This is a genomic window from Streptomyces katrae, assembly GCF_002028425.1.
GTDB lineage: Bacteria > Actinomycetota > Actinomycetes > Streptomycetales > Streptomycetaceae > Streptomyces > Streptomyces katrae_A.
The window spans coordinates 2,262,087-2,283,473 of sequence record NZ_CP020042.1; the positions used below are offsets into that span (position 1 = coordinate 2,262,087).

A 21,387-nucleotide genomic window follows, 5' to 3' on the forward strand; every position below is an offset into this window, starting at 1 on the left:
GGAGGCACCGATGCCCCTACCCCACCTCCTCCTGGACATCGACGGCGTCCTCATCCCCTTCCCGACTCCCGACGGCAGCACCCCACCAACCCACACCCGCCACACCGTCCTCCCCACGGGCCGCAACCCCGGAGACCCCGTCCCCGTCTGGCTCAACCCCGCCCACGGCCCGATGCTCACCGACTTCCTGAACAGCGGCCTGGTCGCCCCCGTGTGGTGCACGAGCTGGCGCAAGGACGCCACCGGCATCATCGGCCCGCTCCTGGGCCTGCCCCACTTCCCCTACCTCGACCTCCCCCGCCCCCGTATCACCACCAGCCACCCCAACGGCTACCTCTGGAAGCGCGACCACGTCGATCCGTGGCTCGGCGAATCGGCGGTCGCCTGGATCGACGACGACTTCACCGACCTCGACCACACCTGGGCCGCCGAGCGCACCGCCCAAGGCCACCCCACCCTCCTCGTCCAACCGGACCCCCACCACGGCCTCCAGCCGCATCACCTCGCTGAGGTAAGGGAGTGGGCCTCCCACCAGATCTCGTTCGCTGCTGGCATCAGCCCAAGGCGGCCGCCAGACGCTGAGATCTGAGGAGCGCGTAGCGATCTGACGCGCCCAACGGCCCCCGACACCGCTCTGGTTGGCATGCAGTGCAGGTAGCAACCCCGGCCGGCCGCCGGCCGCCGAGACGGGAGATGCGCGTAGCGATCTGATGCGGGCGGAGGCCCCGGCTGCGCCTGATGGGGCCCGGATGCCCGGTCTGCCGGCCCCCGGTCTGCCCGGCTGGTCGCTGATCCCGCCGATTGGCCGTCTCCGGTCCGTCCCGTTCCTTTGGGGGGTTCCCGGCAGTCTTCGGCATTTCGCGGCGGGTCGGTCTGTCAAGGGTCGCCGAAGGCGATCGCGCAGCGACGCGACGAAGGAGCGCCCTTGACTGACCGGCCCGACGCGGAAGGACGATGAGACTGGCGGGAACCCTCCAACCCTCCCCGAGACCGCCCGGCTCAAGTCCCGCCCTCCCGCATCCCGGCCAGCTGTGCCGTCACCGCCCGGCGGGACCCCGCCCCCCCACCCCACCGGCCCGCAGACAGGGAGGCGGGTGGGCAACCACCGACCCGCCCCCGACACCTCGAGGGGGAGATGGCGGGCCCCCGCCGCGAGAGCGCGCCCCTACGCCCCCGCCCCCAGCCGGACCGCCGCCAGTACGGGGAGGTGGTCCGTTGCCGTGCGGAGGTCGGTGGGCGGGAGGCCCGTGGGGACGCCGCAGGCGAGGACCTCCACCCCCGGGGTGGCGAACAGGGCGTCGATGCGGCGGGACGGGGCTGCCGAGGGGAAGGTGGCCTCGCCGCCCCAGGGGGCGGCCGTCCAGCAGTCCTGGAGGGTGGCCGACAGGCGGGTGAAGGCGGGGCCGCCCGGGGTTTCGTTGACGTCGGCGGCGGCGATGACGTGCGGGGCGTCCAGGGTGGCGACCCGGTCCAGGAGGAGCTCGGCCTGGGCGGCGCGCTCGGTCGCGTCCAGGGAGAGGTGGGCACTGACCACGCCCACCCGGGCCGCGCCGAAGCGGACGACCGCCGTGGCGAAGCCGCGCCGGTGCAGGCCGGGGGTCAGCGGCAGCAGGACGTCCTCCGTGTGCTCCACGAAGGCCCTCAGCGAGCACAGCAGCAGCGGTCCCGCCGCCGTCGCTCCGCCGCCCAGGACGACCAGGTCGGCCTTGGAGGCCAGCCGGGCGGCGTGCTTGCGCCAGCGGAAGAAGCGGGGGGCCTCCTGGACGAACACCAGGTCCGGTGCGCAGGCCCGGATCACCCGGGCCAGTGCCTCCTCGTCGTCGCGCATCGAGCGCACGTTGTAGCTGAGGACGCGGATCACGGCGGAGCCGTCCGGTTCGGTCAGGGACTTGGGCAGTGCGTCGGGTACGGCGTCGGCGTCGGGCAGTGGCTGGGGCGGGGGCAACGTGTCGGGCACCATGCCCGCAAGATACGCAGCCGCCCGCCGCTCCCACAGGGGGCGCGGCGGGCGGCTCGAGAGGTGTCCGAGCGGGGCTCAGCCCCGGCGGGCCGGCGGGTTCAGCCCTGGCGGGCCAGGTCCGCCGCGCCGACCAGGCCGGCCTTGCCGCCGAGCTGGGCGGCCAGGACCTGCGCGTGCGGCCGCCAGGCGCCGCCGATCAGCCAGCGCTTGAAGGACTTGCGGATGGGGTCGAGGACGAGGTCGCCCTCGTCGGAGACCCCGCCGCCGACGATGAACGCCGACGGGTCGAAGAGGGAGGCCAGGTCGGCCAGGCCCGCGCCGGCCCAGCGGGCGAGCTCGCGGAAGGAGTCGACGGCCACCGGGTCGCCCTGGCGGGCGGCCTGGCTGATGTGCTTGCCCTCGATGCCCTCGGGGGTGCCGTCGCCGAGGCCCAGCAGGACGGTCGCGTTCTCGGGGGTGGCGTTGGCGCGCTGCTTCGCGTAGCGGACGAGGGCGCGGCCGGAGGCGTACTGCTCCCAGCAGCCCTGGCTGCCGCACCCGCACAGCAGGCCGTCGGGGACGACCCGGATGTGCCCGAACTCGGCGGCGACGCCGAAGCGGCCTCGGCGCAGCTTGTTGCCCATGATGATGCCGCCGCCCAGGCCCGTGCCGAGGGTGATGCAGATGACGTCCTCGTGGCCCTGGCCGGCGCCGAAGCGGTACTCGCCCCAGGCGGCGCAGTTGGCGTCGTTCTCGACGACGACGGGGAGGCCGATGCGCTGCTCGACCTTGTCCTTGAGCGGTTCGTGGCGCCAGTTGATGTTGGGCGCGAAGAGGACGGTCGCGCGCTTGTCGTCCACGTATCCGGCGGCGCCGATGCCGACGGCCTCGATGGTGTGGTTGCTGCTGACCTCGGAGACGGCGGCGCAGATCGCCTCCGTCACGCCGTCCGCGGTCGGCGGGGTGGGCACCTTGTACGTCTCAAGGATGGTGCCCTCTTCGTCGACCACGCCGGCCGCGATCTTCGTGCCGCCGATGTCGACGCCGATGGTGAGTCCCATTAGTCCCTCGGTTTTCCGGTCAAGCCCCGCCACGGCCAACCGTACCCGAGCCCGGCGGAGTCTCAGTCGAGGTCGATCCGCTGGGCCGGGCCCTCGTCCGGGCCGTGGTCGTGGCCCTCGTCGCCGTCGGTGTGCTTGCGGGGGGCCGGGGGCTCGTCCCGGACCCAGCGGCGTTCGTGGCCTTCGACGGCCGAGCGGTAGGCGGCGAGCAGCTCGGAGCCGGCGGCGGCGAGGTGGCCGAACACCTCCGGGTTGCGCTCGATGACGGGTTTGGCGGCGGTCTTGGCCTGGTTGACGAACTGGCGTACGGCGTCCTGGGCGGCCGCGGCGAGCTCCGGGTTGTTGAGGGCGGAGACCTTGTCGGCGACGGCGCCGAAGAGCTTGAACAGTTCCTCGGCGGCGGTGCCGGTGGCGCCCGCGCCGGCCCCCGCGCCGGCGCCCTGCTCGCGCTCGGCCCGGCGGCGCTCCCGTTCGGCGGCGAGGTCCTCGGCGCAGGCCTTGGCCCAGGCGTCATCGTCGGTGGGGCGGTCGGTGGCCTCGCTCATGGCGGACTCTCCTGCGGCTGCGGTAGGGGCTACTTCCGACGGTACCCGAACGGAGGTACGCAGCTCAGCGCGCCCGGGGCCACAGCTGCGGGTCGGGGGTGAAGCGGATGCGGAGCACCCCGTCGGTGAGGGCGGCGCCGGAGACGGTGCAGCGGCGCAGGGCGGAGGGGAGGGAAACGGTCCTGCGGTAGGGGCCCACCGCGAGGTGCAGTTCGTCGCCGCGACGGACAAGGTCGAGCTCGCTCTTGCGGGCGCGGGGCAGGGGGACCGCCCAGACGAGCACCCCGTCCTCGGCGAGCCGGTCCTCGACCGTCCAGCCGGGGCGGGCCGCGCGGGCGGGGGCGGGGCCTGGGCCGGGGCTCGGGGCGAGGCCTTCGGCGCCGGCGAGCTCGCCGGGGTGCCCGGGGTCCCGGCCGAGGTGCGCCAGCGGGACCACGGGGGTCTCCTGCCGCCACTGCGCCAGGTACTTCTCCTGCTGGGCGGCGAGTCCGGCCGTCCACGGGTCGGCGGAGTCGCGCGGGACGAGCCGGTTGGCCACCAGGTCGTGGACGGGCAGCTCGTACAGGGCGAGGCCGAGCGTCCCGGGGCGCAGGGCGGCGTCGGCGGCGGGACCGGGTTCGGCGACGAGGCGGACCCGGGTGGTGGGGGCCTCGACGACGGCCTGGACGGCGGCGAGCTCCTCGTCCCAGCGGGCGGCGGTCTCGTAGAGCCACTGGGCGGGCATGGGGACCCCGGCCAGCTGGGCCAGTACGGGGCGCAGGGCGCGGGCCGCCTGGCGCTCCGCGGGCAGCAGGCGGGCCAGGTAGCGGCGCAGCTGGGCGGGGAGGGCGAGGGTGGTGAGGGCCTGGTGGAGCGGGGGCATGTCCACGACGACGAGGTCGGTGGCGGGGGTGGAGGCGGCGCGGCGCAGGCCGCGCAGGAGGGCGAACTGTTCGGCCCCGGGGAGCTCGGTGAGTTCCTCGGCGCCGAGGGGGCTGCCGCCGAGCATGGAGAGGAGGGTGGCGCCGCGTTCCTGGAGGGCGGCGAGTTCGGTGCGGAACTCGTCGCCGGAGTCGATGCGGGCGAGGCGGAGGCGGTCGGGGGCGGGGGCCGGGGCGCCGGCCCAGGGGTCGTCGGCGCACAGCAGGAGCACGCGCTGCCCGGCGCGGGCCGCGGCGAGCGCGGTGGCGGCGGCGACGGTGGTGCGGCCTGACCCGCCGGGGCCGGTGATGAGCAGGGTGTGCGGCATGGTGCGGCGCTCCGGGTCGTAGATCATCCTCCCCCGAACGCTACGCCGCCCGACGGCGGCCCCGGCCCCGGGGGCGTGCGGCCCCCGCCGCGCGGCCGGCCGGCCGGTCCCCGGGGCGTGCGGCCCCCGCCCGGCGGCCGCGCCGGTCCCGGGGACCTGCGGGCCCCCGCCGTGCGGGCGGGCTCGGGCTGGGGGACGGCCCGCGGCTCTGGCTGGGGCGGCGCCGGGCGGGTGCCGGTCGGCGGTGGGGCGCTGCGCGGGGCGGAGTGCCCTGCCCGCCCTCCTCCGTGCCCAGGGGCTCCGCCCCAGGCCCCGTGCCGGGGCGCCGGCGAGGCTGGAGTTCGGTGCGGCCCGCCGGTCGTACGCGGCGGCATGTCGCGCAGCGGAACGTCAGCCCGTGCCGGGCGTGCCTCCCAGCGCGGCGCACCGGGCGCGCAGCGTCGGGTGCGGAGTCCCTGGCGGAACGGGGGAAGGGGTCAGGCGGCGGATTCCACGCGCTTCTTCAGGCCCGCCAGGGCGCGGTCGATGATGACCTTCTCCGCCTTGCGCTTGATCATGCCGAGCATCGGGATCTTGACGTCGACGGTCAGCTGGTAGGTGACCTCCGTGCGCCGCCCCCCGTCCAGCGGGGCGAGCCGGTAGGAGCCGTCCAGCTGGCGGAGCATCTGGGACTTGTGGAGGGTCCAGGCGACCTCGTCCTGGCCCTTCCAGCGGTAGGACAGGGTGTGGTCGTCCTTGATCGCGCCCGCGTCCAGCAGCAGGCGCACCTTCTCGGCGCGGCCCTCGGCGTCGGTGGACAGCACCTCGGCCTCCTTCACCTCACCCGTCCACTCCGGGTAGCGGGCGAAGTCGGCGATCACGGCCATGACCTCGGCCGGCGAGGCGTCGATCGTGATGCTCGAGCTGGTGTGTTCCGCCATCGCGGTCGCTCCTCCGGGGGAGAGTGTTCGGCAAGTGTGCAGGGGCCTCCGGCCGCCGCCGCGTGAAGGCTACCGCGCGTACCGGTGCCGACACTGCGGGGCCCCGGTCCGCGGGCGTGTGGTCACCACTCCAGGGCCCACGGCTTCCCCGTCGCCGCGAAGTGGCCCACGTTCACGCACTCCGTGCCTGCGATCCGCATGCGCCGCGCCATCGGCTGGTGGACGTGGCCGAAGAGGGCGTAGCGGGGCCGGGTGCGGCGGATCGCGGCCAGGAGGGCGGTGCTGCCGCGTTCGAAGCGGCGGGCGACCGTGTCGTAGCAGAGTTCGGGGACCTCCGGCGGGATGTGCGAGCAGAGCACGTCCACCTCGCCCAGCGCCTCGACCTTCGCCGCGTACTCCTCCTCGTCCACCTCGTACGGGGTGCGCATCGGGGACGGCAGGCCGCCGCCGACGAAGCCGAAGACGCGGCCGCCGATCTCCACGCGCTGCCCGTCCAGGACGGTGGTGCCGGGGCCGGCGTACTCGTGCCAGAGGGCGGGGACGTCGACGTTGCCGTAGGTGGCGTACGTCGGGCTGGGGAAGGCGGCGAACATCTGCGCGTACTGGCGGCGCACCGCTTCCTCGATCATCCGCTCGCGGTCCAGCCCGTCCCACAGCCGTCGGCCGAATTCGCGCGCTTCGGCGAAGCGGCGCGCCGTGCGCAGTTCGACGATGCGGTGGGCGTTCTCGACGCCGAAGAGGTCGGGGAAGATGCCGCGCGAGTGGTCGGCGTAGTCCAGGAAGAGGACCAGGTCACCGAGGCAGACGAGGGCGTCGGCGCCGTCGCCGGCCCGTGCGAGCGCTTCGGTGTTGCCGTGGACGTCGCTGACGACGTGGACTCGTGTACGCCTCTTGCTGGCACCCATGTCCGCCACCCTAGGGGTGCCGGTGCCCGGCTGGTAGAGCGGGGCTCGCAGGTGGCCGGACCTGCGGTTACTTCCGAGTCTCGGAGGCGGTCGACTACTGTCGGCAGCGCTGTGGCGGCGTTTGCGATGCACGGCGAAGTCCAGAATGTGACGCACGGAACATCTGGCCGGTTCCCTCTATCGGGAACCCACTACCGGTGGGTAACGTCCGGTCGGTCCACACGGTGGCGATGGCGCCCAGAGGAGCAGCAGTCTTGCGCGAGTTCAGCCTTCCGGCCCTGTACGAGGTCCCTTCGGACGGGAACCTGACGGATCTCATCCGCCGCAACGCCGCCCAGCACCCAGACACCGCCGTCATGAGCCGCAAGGTCGACGGCCGCTGGCAGGACGTGACCGCGACGGAGTTCCTCGCCGAGGTCCGGGCCGCCGCCAAGGGCCTGATCGCCTCCGGCATCCGGCCCGGCGACCGGGTGGCTCTGATCTCGCGCACCCGCTACGAGTGGGTCCTGTTCGACTTCGCGATCTGGAGCGCGGGCGCGGTCACCGTCCCGGTGTACGAGACCAGTTCCCCGGAGCAGATCCAGTGGATCCTCGGGGACTCCGGCGCCGTCGCGGCCATCGTGGAGAGCCCGGGGCACGGCGCCCACGTGGAGGCCCTGCGCGACCGGCTGCCGGAGCTGCGCGAGGTCTGGCAGATCGAGCAGGACGCCTTCGGCGCGCTCAAGGCCGCCGGGGCCGGGGTCCCGGACGCGGACGTGGACGCCCGCAGCTCCCTCGCGAACGCCGACGACCCGGCCACCATCGTCTACACCTCGGGCACCACCGGCCGTCCCAAGGGCTGCGTGCTGACCCACCGCAACTTCTTCGCCGAGTGCGGCAACGTCGTGGAGCGGCTGAAGCCGCTGTTCCGCACCGGCGAGTGCTCGGTGCTGCTGTTCCTCCCGGCCGCGCACGTCTTCGGCCGCCTGGTGGAGGTCGCGGCGGTCCTGGCGCCGATCCGGCTGGGCTGCGTACCGGACATCAAGAACCTCACCGACGAGCTCCAGTCCTTCCGGCCCACCCTGATCCTGGGCGTGCCGCGGGTCTTCGAGAAGGTCTACAACTCGGCGCGCGCCAAGGCCCAGGCCGACGGCAAGGGCAAGATCTTCGACGCTGCCGCCGAGACGGCCATCGCCTACAGCCGGGCGCTGGACCTGCCCTCGGGCCCGTCCTTCGGCCTGAAGCTCAAGCACAAGATCTTCTCCAAGCTGGTCTACAGCAAGCTGCACGCCGTCCTCGGCGGCCGCGGCGAGTACGCGATCTCCGGCGGCGCCCCGCTGGGCGAGCGCCTGGGGCACTTCTTCCGCGGCATCGGCTTCACGGTGCTGGAGGGCTACGGCCTGACGGAGACCTGCGCGGCCACGGCCTTCCTCCCGTGGGACAAGCAGAAGATCGGCACGGTCGGCCAGCCGCTGCCGGGCTCGGTGCTGCGCATCGCCGACGACGGCGAGGTGCTGGTGCACGGCGAGCACGTCTTCAAGGAGTACTGGAAGAACGAGGCGGCCACCGCCGAGGCGATGTCCGACGGCTGGTTCCACACCGGTGACGTCGGCACCCTCGACGAGGACGGCTACCTGAGGATCACCGGCCGCAAGAAGGAGCTCATCGTCACGGCGGGCGGCAAGAACGTCGCCCCCGCCGTGATCGAGGACCGGATCCGGGCCCACGCGCTGGTCGCCGAGTGCATGGTGGTCGGCGACGGCAAGCCGTTCGTGGCGGCGCTGGTCACCATCGACGAGGAGTTCCTCGGCCGGTGGGCCGCGGAGAACGGCAAGCCGGCCGGTTCGACGGCGGCGGACCTGCGCGAGGACGCGGACCTGATGGCCGCCGTCCAGAAGGCCGTGGACGACGGCAACGCGGCGGTCTCCAAGGCGGAGTCGGTGCGGAAGTTCCGCATCCTGCCCTCGCAGTTCACGGAGGAGTCGGGCCACATCACGCCGTCGCTGAAGCTCAAGCGCAATGTGGTGGCGAAGGACTTCGCGGACGAGATCGAGGCCCTGTACCGCTCCTGACGCGGCGCTCGCCCTAACGCGGGTCCTCGGCCAGGATCCGCTCCATGTTCCGCTCGGCGAGGGCCGTGATCGTCACGAACGGGTTCACGCCGAGCGAGCCGGGGACGAGCGAGCCGTCGGTGACGTAGAGCCCCCGGTAGCCCTTCACCCGCCCGTAGGTGTCCGTGGCCTCGCCGAGGACGCAGCCGCCGAGCGGGTGGTAGGTGAAGGTGTCGGCGAAGGCCTTGTTGTCGCCGAACAGGTCGTAGCGGTACATGGTGAAATTTCTGAGGTTGACGCGGTCGAAGAGGTTCTTGGCCGCTGCCACCGAGGGGGCGTTCTGGTCCCGGGTCCACTGCAGGCGCGCCGAGTCGGTGGCGGCGTCGTAGGTGAAGTGGCCGCGCTCCGGGTTCTTGGTGATGGCCAGGTACATCGAGATCCAGTGCTCGATGCCCATGGGGAGCGGGGCGATCTCCGCGAAGACCGGGTTGGCCGGATTGTCCCAGTCGTCGATGCCGAGGGCGGGCATGGTGGCCTGGTTGGCGCCGACCGTGTCCCAGAGGTGATTGGCGCGGGCGGTCATGATGTTGCCGTTGGTGCCCCAGTTCTGCCCGACCCGGTCGTTGAGCGCGGGCAGGGCGCCGGTCTCGCGGGCGCGGAGCAGGATCTCGGTGGTGCCGAGGCTGCCGGCGCCGAGGAAGAGCTGGGCGCAGCCGAGTTCGCGGACCTGGGTGACCTTGCCGGTGACGTCGCTGGTCCGGACGGTGAGGACGTATCCGCCGGCCGGGTCCGGGCGTACGGCGACCACGCGCTGCATGGTCTCGATGGTGACGTTGCCGGTGCCGAGGGCGGCCGCGAGGTAGGTCTTGTCGACGCTCTTCTTGCCGTGGTTGTTGCCGTAGATGACCTCTCCGGCGAGTGCGGACTTCGTGGCGGTGCCGGCCGCCTCGCGCTGCATGTACCCGAAGTCGTAGACGTTGGGCACGAAGGTGGTCTTGAGGCCGGTGTTCTGGGCGTGCTTGCGGGAGATCCGGGCGAAGCGGTACCACTCGGTTGACTCGAACCAGTCGGGGTCGATGGTGTTGACGCCGAGCATGGTGCGGGCGCGGGGGTAGTAGGTGCCGTACATCTCGTCGGCGTCGACCTGGGGCAGCACCTCGGAGAAGTAGGAGCGGCGGGGCGTGGGCGCCATGCCGCCGTTGACCAGGGATCCGCCGCCGACTCCGCGGCCGACGTAGACGGACATGTCGCCGTAGTTCACGCGGTCGAGGACGCCGGGGTAGGGGCTGATGTCGCGGTTGACGACGTCCAGCCAGAGGAAGGTGGCGAGGGGGGCCTCGGTGCGGGTGCGGTACCACATGGAGCGCTGGTCGGGGGCGGTGGTGGGCGGGAAGACCTTGCCGTCGGGGCCGGGGGTGTCCCACAGGCGCCCCATTTCGAGGACGACGGTACGGACGCCGGCCTGGCCGAGTCTGAGCGCGGCGACGGCGGATCCGTAGCCGGACCCGACGACGATGGCGGGCGCGTAGCGGGCGGCGGGCGGGGCCTCGGCGGCGGTGGCGGTGGTCAGGCCGATCCGGGTGAGGCCGAGGGCGGCGGCGGTGCGGAGCGCGGCGAGGCCGAGTTGACGGCGCGTCAGGTTGGGGTTCATGGGCGCATCATGAGCGGATTCCGCCCAACCGGCCATAACGCGGCTTGCCACGCATCTGAGTAACAGTCAGTCATGTGCCGGACCGTAACCGGCCGCTGCCGGGGACTGCCGCTTTCCGGCCATTGCGCCCACGGCGCGACTTTCCGCCGCAGCGGGCCCGGTCCCCTGCACGCGCGGCGCGATTTCGCGGCCCCCGCCCGGGGCTACAGCAGCTCGCGGAGGCGGTCCGCCAGGAGGTCCCAGCGCCACTTCTCCTCCACCCAGGACCGGCCCGCCGCGCCCATGCGCGCCCGCAGGGCGGGGTCCTGGAGGAGGGGCACGATGCGGTCGGCCGCCGCGGCGGGGTCGCCGCCGCGGACCACCCACCCGGTCTCCCCCGGCAGCACCGCGTCCGGCGCCCCTCCCGAGTCCCCGGCCACCACCGGCAGCCCGGTCGCCGAGGCCTCCAGGTAGACGATGCCGAGGCCCTCCACGTCCAGGCCGCCCCGCCGGGTCCGGCAGGGCATCGCGAAGACGTCCCCGGCCCCGTAGTGGGCCGGCAGCTCCGACCACGGGACGGCGCCCGTGAAGACCACCGAGTCCGCGACCCCCTTCGCCGCGGCCAGCGCCCGCAGGTCCGCCTCGTACGGACCGCCGCCGACGATCAGCAGCACGGCGTCCGGCACCTGCGCCCGGATCCTCGGCATCGCCTCGATCAGGGTGTCCTGCCCCTTGCGCGGCACCAGCCGCGAGACGCAGACGACCACCGGGCGGTCGCTGAGCCCGAGCCGGGCGCGGACCTCGGCTCCGCCCGAGCCGGGGTGGAAGGTCTTCTCGTCGACGCCGGGCGGGAGTTGGACCATCCTCGCCGCCGCGGACGCCGTCACCGCCGAGGCGATCCGCGAGCGCGTGTACTCCCCCAGGTAGGTGAGGGTGTCCGTGCCCTCGCCGATCCGCCGCAGCAGCTGCCGCGCGGCCGGCAGCTGCGCCCAGCCCGCCTCGTGCCCGTGGGTGGTGGCGACCAGCCGCCGTGCGCCCGCCCGGCGCAGCGCCGGGCCCATCAGGCCGAGCGGGGCGGCCGCGCCGAACCACACCGACTCGCAGTCGTGTTCGCGCAGCAGGGACACCGCCCGCCGGGTGACGCGGGGGGTGGGCAGCAGCATCGTGGTGCGGTCGCGGACCACGGTGAAGGGCTGCTCGGCGTCGAAGGCCGCGGTGGCCTCGCGGCCCTCGGCGCTGTGCTTCCAGGTGGATGCGTAGACGACGACCCGCTCGGGGTCCAGCCGCAGCGCCATGTTGTGCAGGAAGGCCTGGATGCCGCCCGGGCGCGGCGGGAAGTCGTTGGTCACGATCAGCGTCTTGTGCATCCCCGCCAACGTACCCGACGGCCCGGGGGTGTCCGCACGGCGGCGCCCTGCGCCCGGACGCCGCGGGGCTGCGGGCGCTACTCCTCGGAGGTCCCCTGGCCCAGGTCCTCGCGCAGCGCCTGCTGCCAGGCCTTCGTCAGGGCGGGCAGGTCGGTGCCCAGGGCCTGGTCGAGGGCGGTCGGCAGGGGTTCGCGGCCGGCGAGTGCGTAGAGGCGGACGAGGGCCGCGTCCCCCCAGCGGGCGGCGATGAGCCGGCAGGCCAGCCAGGCGCCCTCGTAGGCGCGGGCCATGGCGTCCTGGCCGCCGCCGAAGGCGAAGGCCCCGTCCGCGGGGAGGGCGGCCGGCAGGTCGCCGAGGCGGACGGCCCGCGCGAGGGTGGGGGCGGCCTCGGCGGGGCCGAGCGGGCCGTCCCGGTAGGCGGCCCAGTCCGCGAAGCCCTCGGACAGCCACTGCGGGGTCCGGGCGGTGGTGGCGGTGCGGGTGGCGACGTGGGTGGTCTCGTGGGTGAGGACGGTCTGCCGGCCGGCCTGGGAGAGCTCCGCGTACCCCTCGGGGTTGACCACCACCCGGTCGGCGGGGGCGGGGCCGCCGCCGGTGGCGCCCGTGGTGACGGCCCCCATGCCCCGGTAGGCGTCGGCGGGCCGGCCCAGCAGCGCGGCCATCGCGTCGAGGGTGGCGGGGACGAGCACCACCACCCGCCGCGCCCACGGCCCCGGCCAGGCGGCGCTCGCCGCCGGGACCGCCCGGTCGGCCTCGGCGGCGATCCCCGCCAGGGTCTGCGGGCTCTGGCCGGCGCCGAGGACGAGGCAGTGGGCGCCCCGTACGACGGCGACGGGGTCCGGCTGGTCCCACAGCTGCGCCGGGGCCCCCGGTGCGGGCCGTTCGGCGGTGACTCGCCAGGCCGTACCGCCGCTGCCGCTGCCGCTGCCGCCATCACTGCGGGTCAGCGTCAGCTCGCGGGCGGAACCGGCGGCGGCGGTGTCGTAGCCGGCGAGCCGGTAGCGCAGCTCGGCGCGCACGTCGGCCCGGGCGCCGTCCCGCCGGACCGAGGTGACCTCGTAGGACCAGCCCTCCAGCGGGATCGAGGCGAGCCGTGCCGGCGGGGCCGCCGCCCAGTCGGCCACGGCCCGCCGCACTTCCGCGTCGGCGGGCGGGGCGGGCGCCGCGCACCCGGCCACGGCCACGAGCGCGCACAGGGCCGGCGCGAGCAGGCGTACGAGGGCGCGGCGGACGGGATCCATCCGCCGATCGTACGCAGGGGGCGGCTCAGGGCCGGGTGACCGCGGACACCGGCATCATCCCGACGGGGTCGTAACGGACCCGGGCGCCGGGGTAGGGGGCGTGGATGACCTGGCCGTTTCCCACGTACATGCCGACGTGGCTGGCGTCCGAGCGGTACGTCACGAGGTCCCCGGGCTGGGCCTGGGAGAGCGGCACCCGGCGGCCCGCGTACCGCTGGGCCTGCGAGGTGCGCGGCAGGGAGACGCCCGCCTGGCGGTAGGACCACACCATCAGCCCGGAGCAGTCGAAGCCGGAGGGGCCGGTGGAGCCCCACACGTACGGCTTCCCCACCGCGGCCCGGGCGGCCATCACGGCGACCATGGCCCGGCCGGAGGCCCGGCCGCCGACGGGCAGGTCGGGCAGGTCCGGCAGGACGTCGGCGCGGCCGCCGGAGCGCGAGGCCCGCTCGAAGTCGGCGCGCTCCTCGGAGGGCATCTCGTTCAGCAGCCTGCGGGCGGCGGCGAGTTTGGCGGTGACGGCCCGCTTCTGGGTGGCCACCTCGGCGCGCAGGGTCTCCAGTTCGGCGAGTTTGCGGGAGGCGTCCTGGCGCTGCCGGCCGATCCGGCCCTGTTCCTCGCGGAGTTCGCCGAGCTGTTTGGCCTGGCGGCCGCTCAGCCGGTCGAGGACGGCGGCCTTGTCGAGGTAGGCGCCGGGGTCCTCGGAGAGCATCAGCTCGACGGTGGGGTCGAGGCCGCCGGAGCGGTACTGGGCGCCGGCGAAGGTGCCGAGGACCCCGCGCATGGTGTTGACGCGGTCCTGGGCGCGGGCGACGGCGTCCTGGGCGCGGCTGATCTCGGCGCGCAGCGCGTCGGCCTTCTCCCCGGCCTGGTTGAACTTCTCGGTGGCCTGCTCGGCCTCCTCGAAGAGCCGGTCGACCTGGGCACGGGAGCTGGTGGCGGGTTCCTGCGGGAGGCCGGGCGCGGCGCTGGCGGGTACGGCCGTCATGGCCACGGCGGCGGTGGCCGCGGCGGCGGTGAGGACGGTGACCTTGGCGTTCCGGTCGAGGCCGCCGCTCCCGGGCCGGCGATGGGATCCCACGTGGCACCGCTCCCTGTCCGCTGTGCGGGCCCGGGTCCGTCCCGGTGGACGGCCGTGTGCCGGGTTCCGCGCTGGCAGACAGTAGCCGCGCCGCCACGCACCGGCCAACGACCGCCGGAGGGGCCGTAGGGGGGCGCCCCGCCTCTGGCACAGGTCAGGGGCGGGGCGTGAGGTCAGGGCGGGTCCGCGCAATTCCCCCGGATGGGCGGTGTACGGCGCGTCCCGGGGAGCCGGGGACGCGGGTCAGCCGACGCGGACGCCGAACTGGAAGGGCATGTTGCTCATGGCCTCGTAGCGCACGCCGCCGGTGGGGTTGGAGGCGTGGAAGACCTGGCCGTTGCCGGCGTAGAGGCCGACGTGGTGCAGGTCGCTGTAGAAGAAGACGAGGTCGCCGGGCTGGAGCTCGTTGCGGCCGATGCGCGTGCCGTCGTTGACCTGGGTATAGGTGGTGCGGCTGATGCTGACGCCGGCCTGGGCGTAGGCCCACTGGGTCAGGCCCGAGCAGTCCCAGGAGTCGGGGCCGGTGTCGCCCATGTGGTAGGCGTCGCCCTCCTGGGTGATGGCGGCGGCGAGGGCGGCTCCGGCCCGGCCGGAGCCCTTGGCGGCACCGGACTTGGCGCCCCCGCCTCCGGCGGCCTTCGCGGAGGCCGCGCCGTCCTTGGCCGCGTCGCTCTTGAGTTCGCCGCGCTGCTCGGCGGTCAGGGTGTTGAGGAGGGCCTGGGCGTCGGCGAGCTTGCTCTGGGATGCGGCCTTCTGCTCGGCCAGCTCCTTGCGGACGGCGGCGAGGTCGGCGAGTTTGCCCGTGGCCTCCTGGCGCTTCTGCGCGAGGCTGCGCTGCTTGGCCTGGATCGCCGTGATCTGCTCGACCTGCTTGCCGCTCAACTGCTGGAGCGTGGAGGCCTTGTCGAGGTAGGTGTCCGGGTCGCCGGAGAGCAGGAGGGCCACGGTCGGGTCGATGCCCTCCCCGCGGTACTGGGCGGCGGCCATCGAACCGAGGGCGTTGCGCAGGGAGTTGACCTCGTCCTGGCCGCGCGCCACCTGGTCCTGGAGCTGTGCGATCTCCTTCTCCAGCTTGTCCTGCTGCTCCTTGGCCCCGTTGTACTTCTCCGTGGCCTGTTCGGACTCCTCGTAGAGGGCGTCGACCTTGGTCTTGACCTCGTCCTTGTTCGGCTTGTCCGGTGCGGGTGCGGCCATGGCCGACTGGGAGGAGAGGGCGACGGCCGCGGTGGCGAGGGCGGTGAAGACGCTCACGCGGGTGCGGGTCGGCGGCTTGGGTCGACGGTGGGACGCCACGGACGCGAGCTCCTCCTTGCTGGAGCCGCCGAAGACGGTCGGGCACTCGGCAGCACGCCTCCGTCGACACCCCGAATGAGTGACCTACCGAACGGAGGTTTGAGCAGACCCTAGTGACCCGTCTGTGATCACTTCAAATCCCGGAACGTAAAAATCCGCCCGCCTGCCGGCTTCTTTACCCGGCGCCCACGCTGCGTGCAGCCCCCTTGACGGTACGTCTCCCGGACGCACCGTCAATTCGGGCATCACGCACACTGGTCACATCAGAGGCACAAGCCGCCAAGCGCTACGAAACGCGCGCGAGCCGCTTGAGCAGCAATGCCGACGCCACGGGCCGGGCACCCGCCTTCGCCACCCCGTCGGCCACCTCGCGGTCGGTGGAGACCACGACCACCGGACGGCCCGGCGGCTCGGCCCGCACCAGCTGGCGGATCAACTCGTCCGCCGTCACACCGGCCTTGGAGAACAGCACCCGCACCCCGCGCGGCGGCGCGAGCAGCACGGGCGCCGCCAGCTCCGCGCCGTCGAAGACGCACGTCATCTCGGCGCCGGTCTGCGCGGCCAGCATCGACAGGCCGCCCAGCAGCCGCAGCCGCTGCTTTTCCAGGGGCATCGTCGGATAGCCGGTCTTCGTCACGTTGTAGCCGTCGACCACCAGATGCGCCTGCGGCAACGCCAACAGCTGGTCCAGCAGCGCCGGATCGGTCTCCGACAAGGCCCGCGCCGCGATGTCCTTCGGGGTCATCCGGCCCGGCTCCACCGCGTCCACGGTGTCCGCGGGCCGCGTCGACACCGGCGGCAGCGCCAGCTCCCGGCGCAGCCCCGCCGCCGCGTCCAGCACCGTGTCCAGCAGCAGCCGCAGCCGCATGTCCTCGACGCTGCGCCCCTCACGCGTGGCCCTGCGCGCGGTCTCCAGCGCCGACTCCGCCTCCGCCAGACGGGACTTCAGCCGGCGGGACTCGCTCTCGGCGGCGGCCACCTGCGCGGCCGCCTCGGCGCGGATCCCGTCGATCTCGCCGCCGAGCTTGCGCAGCGCCGCCTCGCCCCGCTTGACGTCGCTCAGGGCGCTGCGCAGCTTGCGCTGAAGCGATTCGGCTTCCTTGCGCGCGAGCTCCAGATCGCCCCGCACCTGCTCACTGCCGCTGCGCTGCGCCTCCCGCAGCTGCGCCAGCTCCTCGCGCAGCCGCTCCAGCTCGCGCCGGTTTTCGTCGCCCACCCGCTCGGCGTCGGCGCGCTGCGCCTCCTCGCCCGCGGCGGCCACCAGCTTGACCCAGCCGGCCGGCCTCAGCACGTAGGCGGCGGCCGCCACGTCCAGCGGGTCCGCGGCGGCCGGCGGGGCACCCAACTCCAGTGCCCCGGACAGTTCCGGCTGCGCCTCGCGCACCTTCTCCGCCACCCGGCTGCGGAAGACCCCGTCGCTCTCCACGGCGGCGGCCATGGCGTTGCCGGCGAACTTGGCGCGCCGGGTCGGGGTGAACCGGGCGTACTGGCGCAGCTGCGCGGGGAGGTCGGCGACCGTCAGGCCGCCGAAGGCGTCCGAGACGAGCGAGACGACCCGGCGCCGCACGCCTTCCGGCAGCGGGCGGTCGAGGACCTCCGCGGCGTCGCGGGCCGCGTCGGCCGGCCCGGCGCCGCTTGCTGGCTCCACAATCCGTCACCCCTACCGTGATCTACCGTGGGCCCGGCTCCGTCAGGAGTCGGCGCCCGGCCTGTCGACGAGCTCGATCTGGTCCACCGCGTTGCACCAGCGGCACCGGACCGACTCGATGGTCTCACTGACCACCTCGCGCTCCTCGACCTTGGGCTCCCCGGCAAGATCGAGGTGGACGTACTCCACGACCTTCGACGATCGGGTGACATCGAACCGCGTGAGGTTGCCGCACAGCGTGCAGCGCCACCGGGTGGTGTCGGTCGGCAGGGGAACCGTCGTCATCAGGCCGCTCTCTCCTTCGTAGCTCATTCAATTAAAGCCTTCCGCGGCGGTCTGCGGACCGCAGCACGTAACCCTACGGCCTGGCACCACCCTCAGGGGGGCCCGCCTGCGTCATGCTCTGTCGCATGATCGTAAAGTGGCGGGCCGTCCGCGAGGCGGCGCGGGGCCCCGTGGTCACCTACGCGCTGATCGCGGGCTGCTGCGCGGCCTTCCTGACGAGCCCCGCTTCCGGCCTGAACCCCTCGTTCGGCTCGGGCGAGCGGCTGATGGCGACGGGGACGGCCTACTTCCGGCACTGGGGCGTGGTCCCGGACGAGCTCTTCTCCGGGGCCGCCCGCCCCCTGCTGACCCCGCTGACGGCGCTCTTCGTCCACGGCAGCTGGCTGCACCTGCTCGGGAACATGCTCTTCCTCTACGTCTTCGGCGCCATGACGGAGCAGCGGATGGGCCGGCCGGCGTTCCTCGTCTTCTACCTCTGCACCGGTTACGTGGCCCTGGCCGTCTACGCGGCCGCCAACGCCTCCTCCGACCAGACCCTGGTCGGGGCGTCCGGCGCGATCTCGGCGGCGCTGGGGGCGTTCCTGTGCCTCTTCCCGCGGGCGCGGGTGACGAGCCTGTTCCCGTTCCTGCTGTTCCTGCCGCTGCGGTTCCCGGCGTGGCTCGTGCTGATGTTCTGGTTCGGGCTCCAGTGGCTGGCCGCGCACCGGGCCGGGAGCGGGCCGGGGGTGGCGTATCTGGCCCATGTCGTGGGCTTCTCGGTGGGGTTCTGCTACGCGTGGGCGCGATATCGCCGTACGACTAGAGTGAGGCGAACAGTCACTGCCGGCGAGGGAGACAGCCAACCGTGATCACCGCGATCGTGCTCATCAAGACCAGCGTGGACCGGATCCCCGAGATCGCCGAGTCCATCGCGCAGCTGGACAGTGTCAGCGAGGTCTACTCCGTCACCGGTACGTACGACCTGATCGCGCTGGTCCGCGTGGCCCGCCACGAGAACCTGGCGGACATCATCCCCGGCCGGATCAGCAAGATCCCGGGCGTCGAGGCCACGGACACGCACGTCGCGTTCCGCACGTACTCCCAGCACGACCTGGAAGCCGCCTTCGCCATCGGGCTCGACGCGTAGGTTTCCGCCGCACACGCCGGCGGGGCCGGAATCGCCGCGCAGCGGCGGCATCCGGCCCCGCCGGCGTCTGAGGCGCGGGGTGCAAGGCCAGAGCCCCGCTACACCGCGGGGACGCAGCGGCCGTCCTCCGTGCGGTACTGCCACTTCGCGCCGGACGTCACCAGCTCCTTGACCGCCCGCACGAAGCGGTCCACGTGCTCGTCCGGGGTACCCGCCCCGAAGCTGACCCGGATCGCGTTCAGCGACCTCTCCCCCGGCGCCGCCTCCGGCGCCCCGCACTCGCCCTGGGCCTGCGGCTCGCTGCCGAGCAGGGTGCGGACCAGCGGGTGGGCGCAGAACAGGCCGTCCCGGACGCCGATGCCGTACTCCGCGGACAGCGCCGCCGCGAAGTGCGAGCTGTTCCAGCCCTCGACCACGAACGAGATGACGCCGACGCGCGGGGCGTCGTCCCCGAAGAGGGACAGGATCCGGACCTCGGGAACCTCCGCCAGGCCCTCGCGGACCTTGGCGATGAGGTGCCGCTCGCGGGCGACGAGGCCGTCGAAGCCGGCCTCCTGCAGTGCCCGGCAGGCGGAGGCGATGGAGTAGACGCCGATGACGTTCGGGGAGCCGGCCTCGTGGCGGGCGGCGGTGGTGTGCCACTCGACGTCGACGCCGCCGTCCTCACGGCGGGCCACCGTGCGGGAGGCGCCGCCCCCGGCGAGGTACGGCTCGGCCTCCTGGAGCCAGTCCGCGCGCCCGGCCAGCACACCCGAGCCGAAGGGGGCGTACAGCTTGTGCCCCGAGAAGGCCACCCAGTCCACGTCCAGCTCCCGCACCGAGACGGGGTGGTGGGGCGCCAGCTGGGCGGCGTCCAGCACGATCCGCGCGCCGTGGGCGTGCGCGGCGGCGGCCAGCTCCTTGACCGGCCACAGCTCACCGGTGACGTTGGAGGCGCCGGTCACGCAGACCAGGGCCGGGCCGTAGGGGTTGCGGTCGGCCAGCGCCCGCTCCAGGGTGGCGACGGCCTGGGCCGGGGTGCGCGGGGCGTCGAGGCAGGTGACCTGCGCGTCGCGCCAGGGCAGCAGCGAGGCGTGGTGCTCGGTCTCGAAGACGAAGACCTGGCAGTCGGCCGGGAGGACGGCGGCGAGCAGGTTGAGGGAGTCGGTGGTGGACCGGGTGAAGACCACCTGGTCGCCCGCGCGGCAGTCGAGGAACCCGGCGACGGTGGCCCGGCTCTGTTCGAAGAGGTCGGTGGAGAGCTGCGAGAGGTAGCCGGCGCCGCGGTGCACGCTGCCGTAGTACGGGGCGTACGCGGCCACGTCGTCCCAGACCCGCTGGAGCGCCGGGGCGCTGGCCGCGTAGTCCAGGGCCGCGTAGCCGACCTCGCCGCCGGTGACGAGCGGAACGGTGACGTCCCGGCCGAGGACGGCCAGCGGCTCGGCACAGCAGGGGTCGGCGGCGGCGGTGCGGGCGTCGGCGGTGGTGGCGGCGGTCAGGGATGCGGACATGGCGGAATCTCCCGGCAGGCAGTGCTGAATGGCTTCGGTGTGCCCGTACGCGGGTACGGCGGTGCGCGGATGCGGGGACCGGCCGTCAGGGGTACGGGAAGTGCCTCGGACGCGGTGCGGGTACGCGGAAGGGACCCTGTTTCCGAGGGGTGAAGTAGGGGCGGAGTCGCCCTATCGCATTCGCTTGCTCACGGAAAACGCTCCTCGAGAGACCAGGACCCCTGGTGTCGAGGGATCCGCGCTTGCCGTAGACCTCGCTGCCTACGGCCTGGTCATCACCCGGGGCACCCCGCCACGGAAGGAGGGTTGCCGGACAGCAAGCCGGGGCCAAAACGCTGTCACTCGTGACCTTGGAGAGCATCCTGCCACAGGGTCCTCGGAACGCAAGACCCCGGTCCACGATGTGGACCGGGGCCGTGGCGTGAAAGAACCCGTCCGGGTCAGGCGTTGCTGGCCGCCACCCAGCGCTCCAGCGCGGCCCGGGCGGCGCCCGAGTCGATGGATTCGGCCGCACGGGCCATGCCCGCGGACAGCTCCTCCTCCAGCGAGCCCGTGCCCGGGTCCAGGGCGACCAGGGCAGACGCCGCGTTCAGCAGGACGGCGTCACGCACCGGGCCGGTCTCCCCCGCCAGCAGCCGGCGGGCCACGTCGGCGTTGTAGGAGGGGTCGCCGCCGCGCAGGGCGGAGATGTCGACGGTGTCGATGCCCACGTCGCGCGGGTCGAAGGCGTGCTCGGTGATCCGGCCGTCGCGCACCCACCACACCCGGGAGGTGCCGGTGGTGGTCAGCTCGTCCAGGCCGTCGTCGCCGCGGAAGACGAGGGCGGAGGTGTTCCGCTCGGCGAGGACCCCGGCCATGATCGGGGCCAGCCGGCCGTCCGCGACGCCGACCGCCTGGGCCGTGACCCGGGCCGGGTTGGTGAGCGGGCCGAGGCCGTTGAAGGCGGTGCGGACTCCGAGGTCGCGGCGGGCCGAGGCCGCGTACCGCAGGGCGGGGTGGAAGACGACCGCCGCGCAGAAGGTGATGCCGGCCTCCTCGGCGACCTCCGCCACCCGCTTCGGGGTCAGGCCCAGGTTGACGCCGAGCTTCTCCAGGACGTCCGATGAGCCGCTGGCGGAGGAGGCGGCCCGGTTGCCGTGCTTGACGACCTTCGCGCCCGCGCCGGCGGCGACGATGGCGGACATGGTGGAGATGTTGACGGTCTTGGCGCCGTCGCCGCCGGTGCCGACGATGTCCACGGTCCGCCCGGGCACCTCGATCAGGTTGGCGTGTGCGTACATCGTCCGGACCAGGCCCGTGTACTCCTGCACGGTCTCGCCCTTGGCCCGCAGGGCCACCGCGAAGCCCGCGATCTGCGCGTCGGTGGCCTCGCCGAGCATGATCCGCTCCATGGCCCAGGCCGTGTCGTCGGCCACCAGGTCCCGCCCTTCGAGCAGGGCCTCCAGAATGCCCGGCCAGCTGCGGGCCGCCACGCTGTCGCCGCCTGCCGGGGTCGCAACGTTCATGGTCAGCTCCTGCTGCTCGTCGGGTCTTGCGATGTCGGGGCCCACGCCTGATGGGAAGGATCTCAGCCTATCCAGCCCCGGAGACGGCAATGAGCC

Annotated in this window: 19 protein-coding genes and 1 riboswitch; of the genes, 4 read left to right on the plus strand and 15 right to left on the minus strand. The window is 73.8% G+C overall.

Going from position 1 to position 21,387, the window contains the following annotated elements; all coding sequences use genetic code 11:
• The first annotated feature begins 10 nt into the window (after positions 1-10).
• Entirely contained in the window at positions 11-589 is a 579-nt protein-coding gene (locus B4U46_RS10300) for an HAD domain-containing protein (protein ID WP_079426225.1), read from the plus strand.
• 576 nt (positions 590-1,165) lie between these two features.
• On the opposite strand, the gene B4U46_RS10310 is transcribed toward B4U46_RS10300, so the two are convergent.
• The 6 genes from B4U46_RS10310 to B4U46_RS10335 form a co-directional block, all read right to left on the minus strand.
• Positions 1,166-1,960, minus strand: a complete 795-nt coding sequence (locus B4U46_RS10310; RefSeq protein ID WP_159402080.1) for an endonuclease/exonuclease/phosphatase family protein — start codon at positions 1,958-1,960, stop codon at positions 1,166-1,168.
• A gap of 98 nt (positions 1,961-2,058) precedes the next feature.
• Positions 2,059-3,000, minus strand: a complete 942-nt coding sequence (locus B4U46_RS10315; RefSeq protein ID WP_045946881.1) for an ROK family glucokinase — start codon at positions 2,998-3,000, stop codon at positions 2,059-2,061.
• Between the two features lie 62 nt (positions 3,001-3,062).
• On the minus strand, positions 3,063-3,545 hold the full coding sequence (locus tag B4U46_RS10320; protein WP_079426226.1) for a DUF5304 family protein: 483 nt from the start codon (positions 3,543-3,545) through the stop codon (positions 3,063-3,065).
• A 64-nt stretch (positions 3,546-3,609) separates the two neighbouring features.
• Positions 3,610-4,800, minus strand: a complete 1,191-nt coding sequence (locus B4U46_RS10325) for an ArsA family ATPase (protein ID WP_237292769.1) — start codon at positions 4,798-4,800, stop codon at positions 3,610-3,612.
• Between the two features lie 449 nt (positions 4,801-5,249).
• Positions 5,250-5,693 (minus strand): SRPBCC family protein, encoded by a 444-nt coding sequence (locus B4U46_RS10330; RefSeq protein WP_079426229.1) that lies wholly within the window; start codon positions 5,691-5,693, stop codon positions 5,250-5,252.
• Positions 5,694-5,815: 122 nt separating this feature from the next.
• Positions 5,816-6,598 (minus strand): metallophosphoesterase family protein, encoded by a 783-nt coding sequence (locus B4U46_RS10335; RefSeq protein WP_079426232.1) that lies wholly within the window; start codon positions 6,596-6,598, stop codon positions 5,816-5,818.
• A gap of 254 nt (positions 6,599-6,852) precedes the next feature.
• Here B4U46_RS10335 and B4U46_RS10340 point away from each other — a divergent pair, with 254 nt between their 5' ends.
• On the plus strand, positions 6,853-8,649 hold the full coding sequence (locus B4U46_RS10340) for an AMP-dependent synthetase/ligase (RefSeq protein WP_079426235.1): 1,797 nt from the start codon (positions 6,853-6,855) through the stop codon (positions 8,647-8,649).
• A gap of 13 nt (positions 8,650-8,662) precedes the next feature.
• On the opposite strand, the gene B4U46_RS10345 is transcribed toward B4U46_RS10340, so the two are convergent.
• The 7 genes from B4U46_RS10345 to B4U46_RS10375 form a co-directional block, all read right to left on the minus strand.
• Positions 8,663-10,279 (minus strand): GMC oxidoreductase, encoded by a 1,617-nt coding sequence (locus B4U46_RS10345; protein ID WP_079426238.1) that lies wholly within the window; start codon positions 10,277-10,279, stop codon positions 8,663-8,665.
• 203 nt (positions 10,280-10,482) lie between these two features.
• The gene (locus B4U46_RS10350) at positions 10,483-11,625 is read right to left on the minus strand and encodes a glycosyltransferase family 4 protein (RefSeq protein ID WP_079426241.1); all 1,143 of its coding nucleotides are present in this window, start codon (positions 11,623-11,625) and stop codon (positions 10,483-10,485) included.
• Between the two features lie 77 nt (positions 11,626-11,702).
• Entirely contained in the window at positions 11,703-12,866 is a 1,164-nt protein-coding gene (locus B4U46_RS37285; RefSeq protein WP_079426243.1) for a hypothetical protein, read from the minus strand.
• A 25-nt stretch (positions 12,867-12,891) separates the two neighbouring features.
• Entirely contained in the window at positions 12,892-13,944 is a 1,053-nt protein-coding gene (locus tag B4U46_RS10360) for an NlpC/P60 family protein (RefSeq protein ID WP_079426245.1), read from the minus strand.
• 243 nt (positions 13,945-14,187) lie between these two features.
• The gene (locus B4U46_RS10365) at positions 14,188-15,237 is read right to left on the minus strand and encodes a C40 family peptidase (protein WP_079426248.1); all 1,050 of its coding nucleotides are present in this window, start codon (positions 15,235-15,237) and stop codon (positions 14,188-14,190) included.
• 286 nt (positions 15,238-15,523) lie between these two features.
• Positions 15,524-16,888, minus strand: coding sequence for an NYN domain-containing protein (locus B4U46_RS10370; RefSeq protein WP_079426251.1), 1,365 nt, complete (start codon positions 16,886-16,888; stop codon positions 15,524-15,526).
• A gap of 39 nt (positions 16,889-16,927) precedes the next feature.
• Entirely contained in the window at positions 16,928-17,170 is a 243-nt protein-coding gene (locus tag B4U46_RS10375; RefSeq protein WP_079426254.1) for a hypothetical protein, read from the minus strand.
• Between the two features lie 125 nt (positions 17,171-17,295).
• On the opposite strand from B4U46_RS10375, the gene B4U46_RS10380 reads away from it, so the two are divergent.
• Positions 17,296-18,018 carry a rhomboid family intramembrane serine protease gene (locus B4U46_RS10380; RefSeq protein WP_079431671.1) on the plus strand — a complete coding sequence of 241 codons (723 nt, stop codon included), beginning with the start codon at positions 17,296-17,298 and terminating at the stop codon, positions 18,016-18,018.
• Positions 18,015-18,296, plus strand: a complete 282-nt coding sequence (locus B4U46_RS10385) for an Lrp/AsnC family transcriptional regulator (protein ID WP_007263678.1) — start codon at positions 18,015-18,017, stop codon at positions 18,294-18,296. The genes B4U46_RS10380 and B4U46_RS10385 overlap by 4 nt, the downstream gene beginning before the upstream one ends.
• A 98-nt stretch (positions 18,297-18,394) precedes the next feature.
• Here B4U46_RS10385 and B4U46_RS10390 read toward each other — a convergent pair whose 3' ends face one another.
• Both B4U46_RS10390 and trpD read right to left on the minus strand, forming a co-directional pair.
• Positions 18,395-19,786: an aminotransferase class V-fold PLP-dependent enzyme gene (locus tag B4U46_RS10390; protein WP_079426257.1), complete on the minus strand. Its 1,392-nt coding sequence runs from the start codon at positions 19,784-19,786 to the stop codon at positions 18,395-18,397.
• A gap of 233 nt (positions 19,787-20,019) precedes the next feature.
• A riboswitch (SAM riboswitch) is annotated at positions 20,020-20,136 on the minus strand.
• 90 nt (positions 20,137-20,226) lie between these two features.
• Positions 20,227-21,291, minus strand: a complete 1,065-nt coding sequence (gene trpD, locus B4U46_RS10395) for an anthranilate phosphoribosyltransferase (RefSeq protein ID WP_079426260.1) — start codon at positions 21,289-21,291, stop codon at positions 20,227-20,229.
• Between the last annotated feature and the right edge of the window lie 96 nt (positions 21,292-21,387).

Bases quoted from the DNA above. Each gene is read 5' to 3' on its own strand.
- B4U46_RS10300 (WP_079426225.1), top strand. From the start codon at position 11: ATGCCCCTACCCCACCTCCTCCTGGACATCGACGGCGTCCTCATCCCC.
- B4U46_RS10310 (WP_159402080.1), bottom strand. From the start codon at position 1,960: ATGGTGCCCGACACGTTGCCCCCGCCCCAGCCACTGCCCGACGCCGAC.
- B4U46_RS10315 (WP_045946881.1), bottom strand. From the start codon at position 3,000: ATGGGACTCACCATCGGCGTCGACATCGGCGGCACGAAGATCGCGGCC.
- B4U46_RS10320 (WP_079426226.1), bottom strand. From the start codon at position 3,545: ATGAGCGAGGCCACCGACCGCCCCACCGACGATGACGCCTGGGCCAAG.
- B4U46_RS10325 (WP_237292769.1), bottom strand. From the start codon at position 4,800: ATGATCTACGACCCGGAGCGCCGCACCATGCCGCACACCCTGCTCATC.
- B4U46_RS10330 (WP_079426229.1), bottom strand. From the start codon at position 5,693: ATGGCGGAACACACCAGCTCGAGCATCACGATCGACGCCTCGCCGGCC.
- B4U46_RS10335 (WP_079426232.1), bottom strand. From the start codon at position 6,598: ATGGGTGCCAGCAAGAGGCGTACACGAGTCCACGTCGTCAGCGACGTC.
- B4U46_RS10345 (WP_079426238.1), bottom strand. From the start codon at position 10,279: ATGAACCCCAACCTGACGCGCCGTCAACTCGGCCTCGCCGCGCTCCGC.
- B4U46_RS10350 (WP_079426241.1), bottom strand. From the start codon at position 11,625: ATGCACAAGACGCTGATCGTGACCAACGACTTCCCGCCGCGCCCGGGC.
- B4U46_RS37285 (WP_079426243.1), bottom strand. From the start codon at position 12,866: ATGGATCCCGTCCGCCGCGCCCTCGTACGCCTGCTCGCGCCGGCCCTG.
- B4U46_RS10375 (WP_079426254.1), bottom strand. From the start codon at position 17,170: ATGACGACGGTTCCCCTGCCGACCGACACCACCCGGTGGCGCTGCACG.
- B4U46_RS10380 (WP_079431671.1), top strand. From the start codon at position 17,296: ATGATCGTAAAGTGGCGGGCCGTCCGCGAGGCGGCGCGGGGCCCCGTG.
- B4U46_RS10390 (WP_079426257.1), bottom strand. From the start codon at position 19,786: ATGTCCGCATCCCTGACCGCCGCCACCACCGCCGACGCCCGCACCGCC.
- trpD (WP_079426260.1), bottom strand. From the start codon at position 21,291: ATGAACGTTGCGACCCCGGCAGGCGGCGACAGCGTGGCGGCCCGCAGC.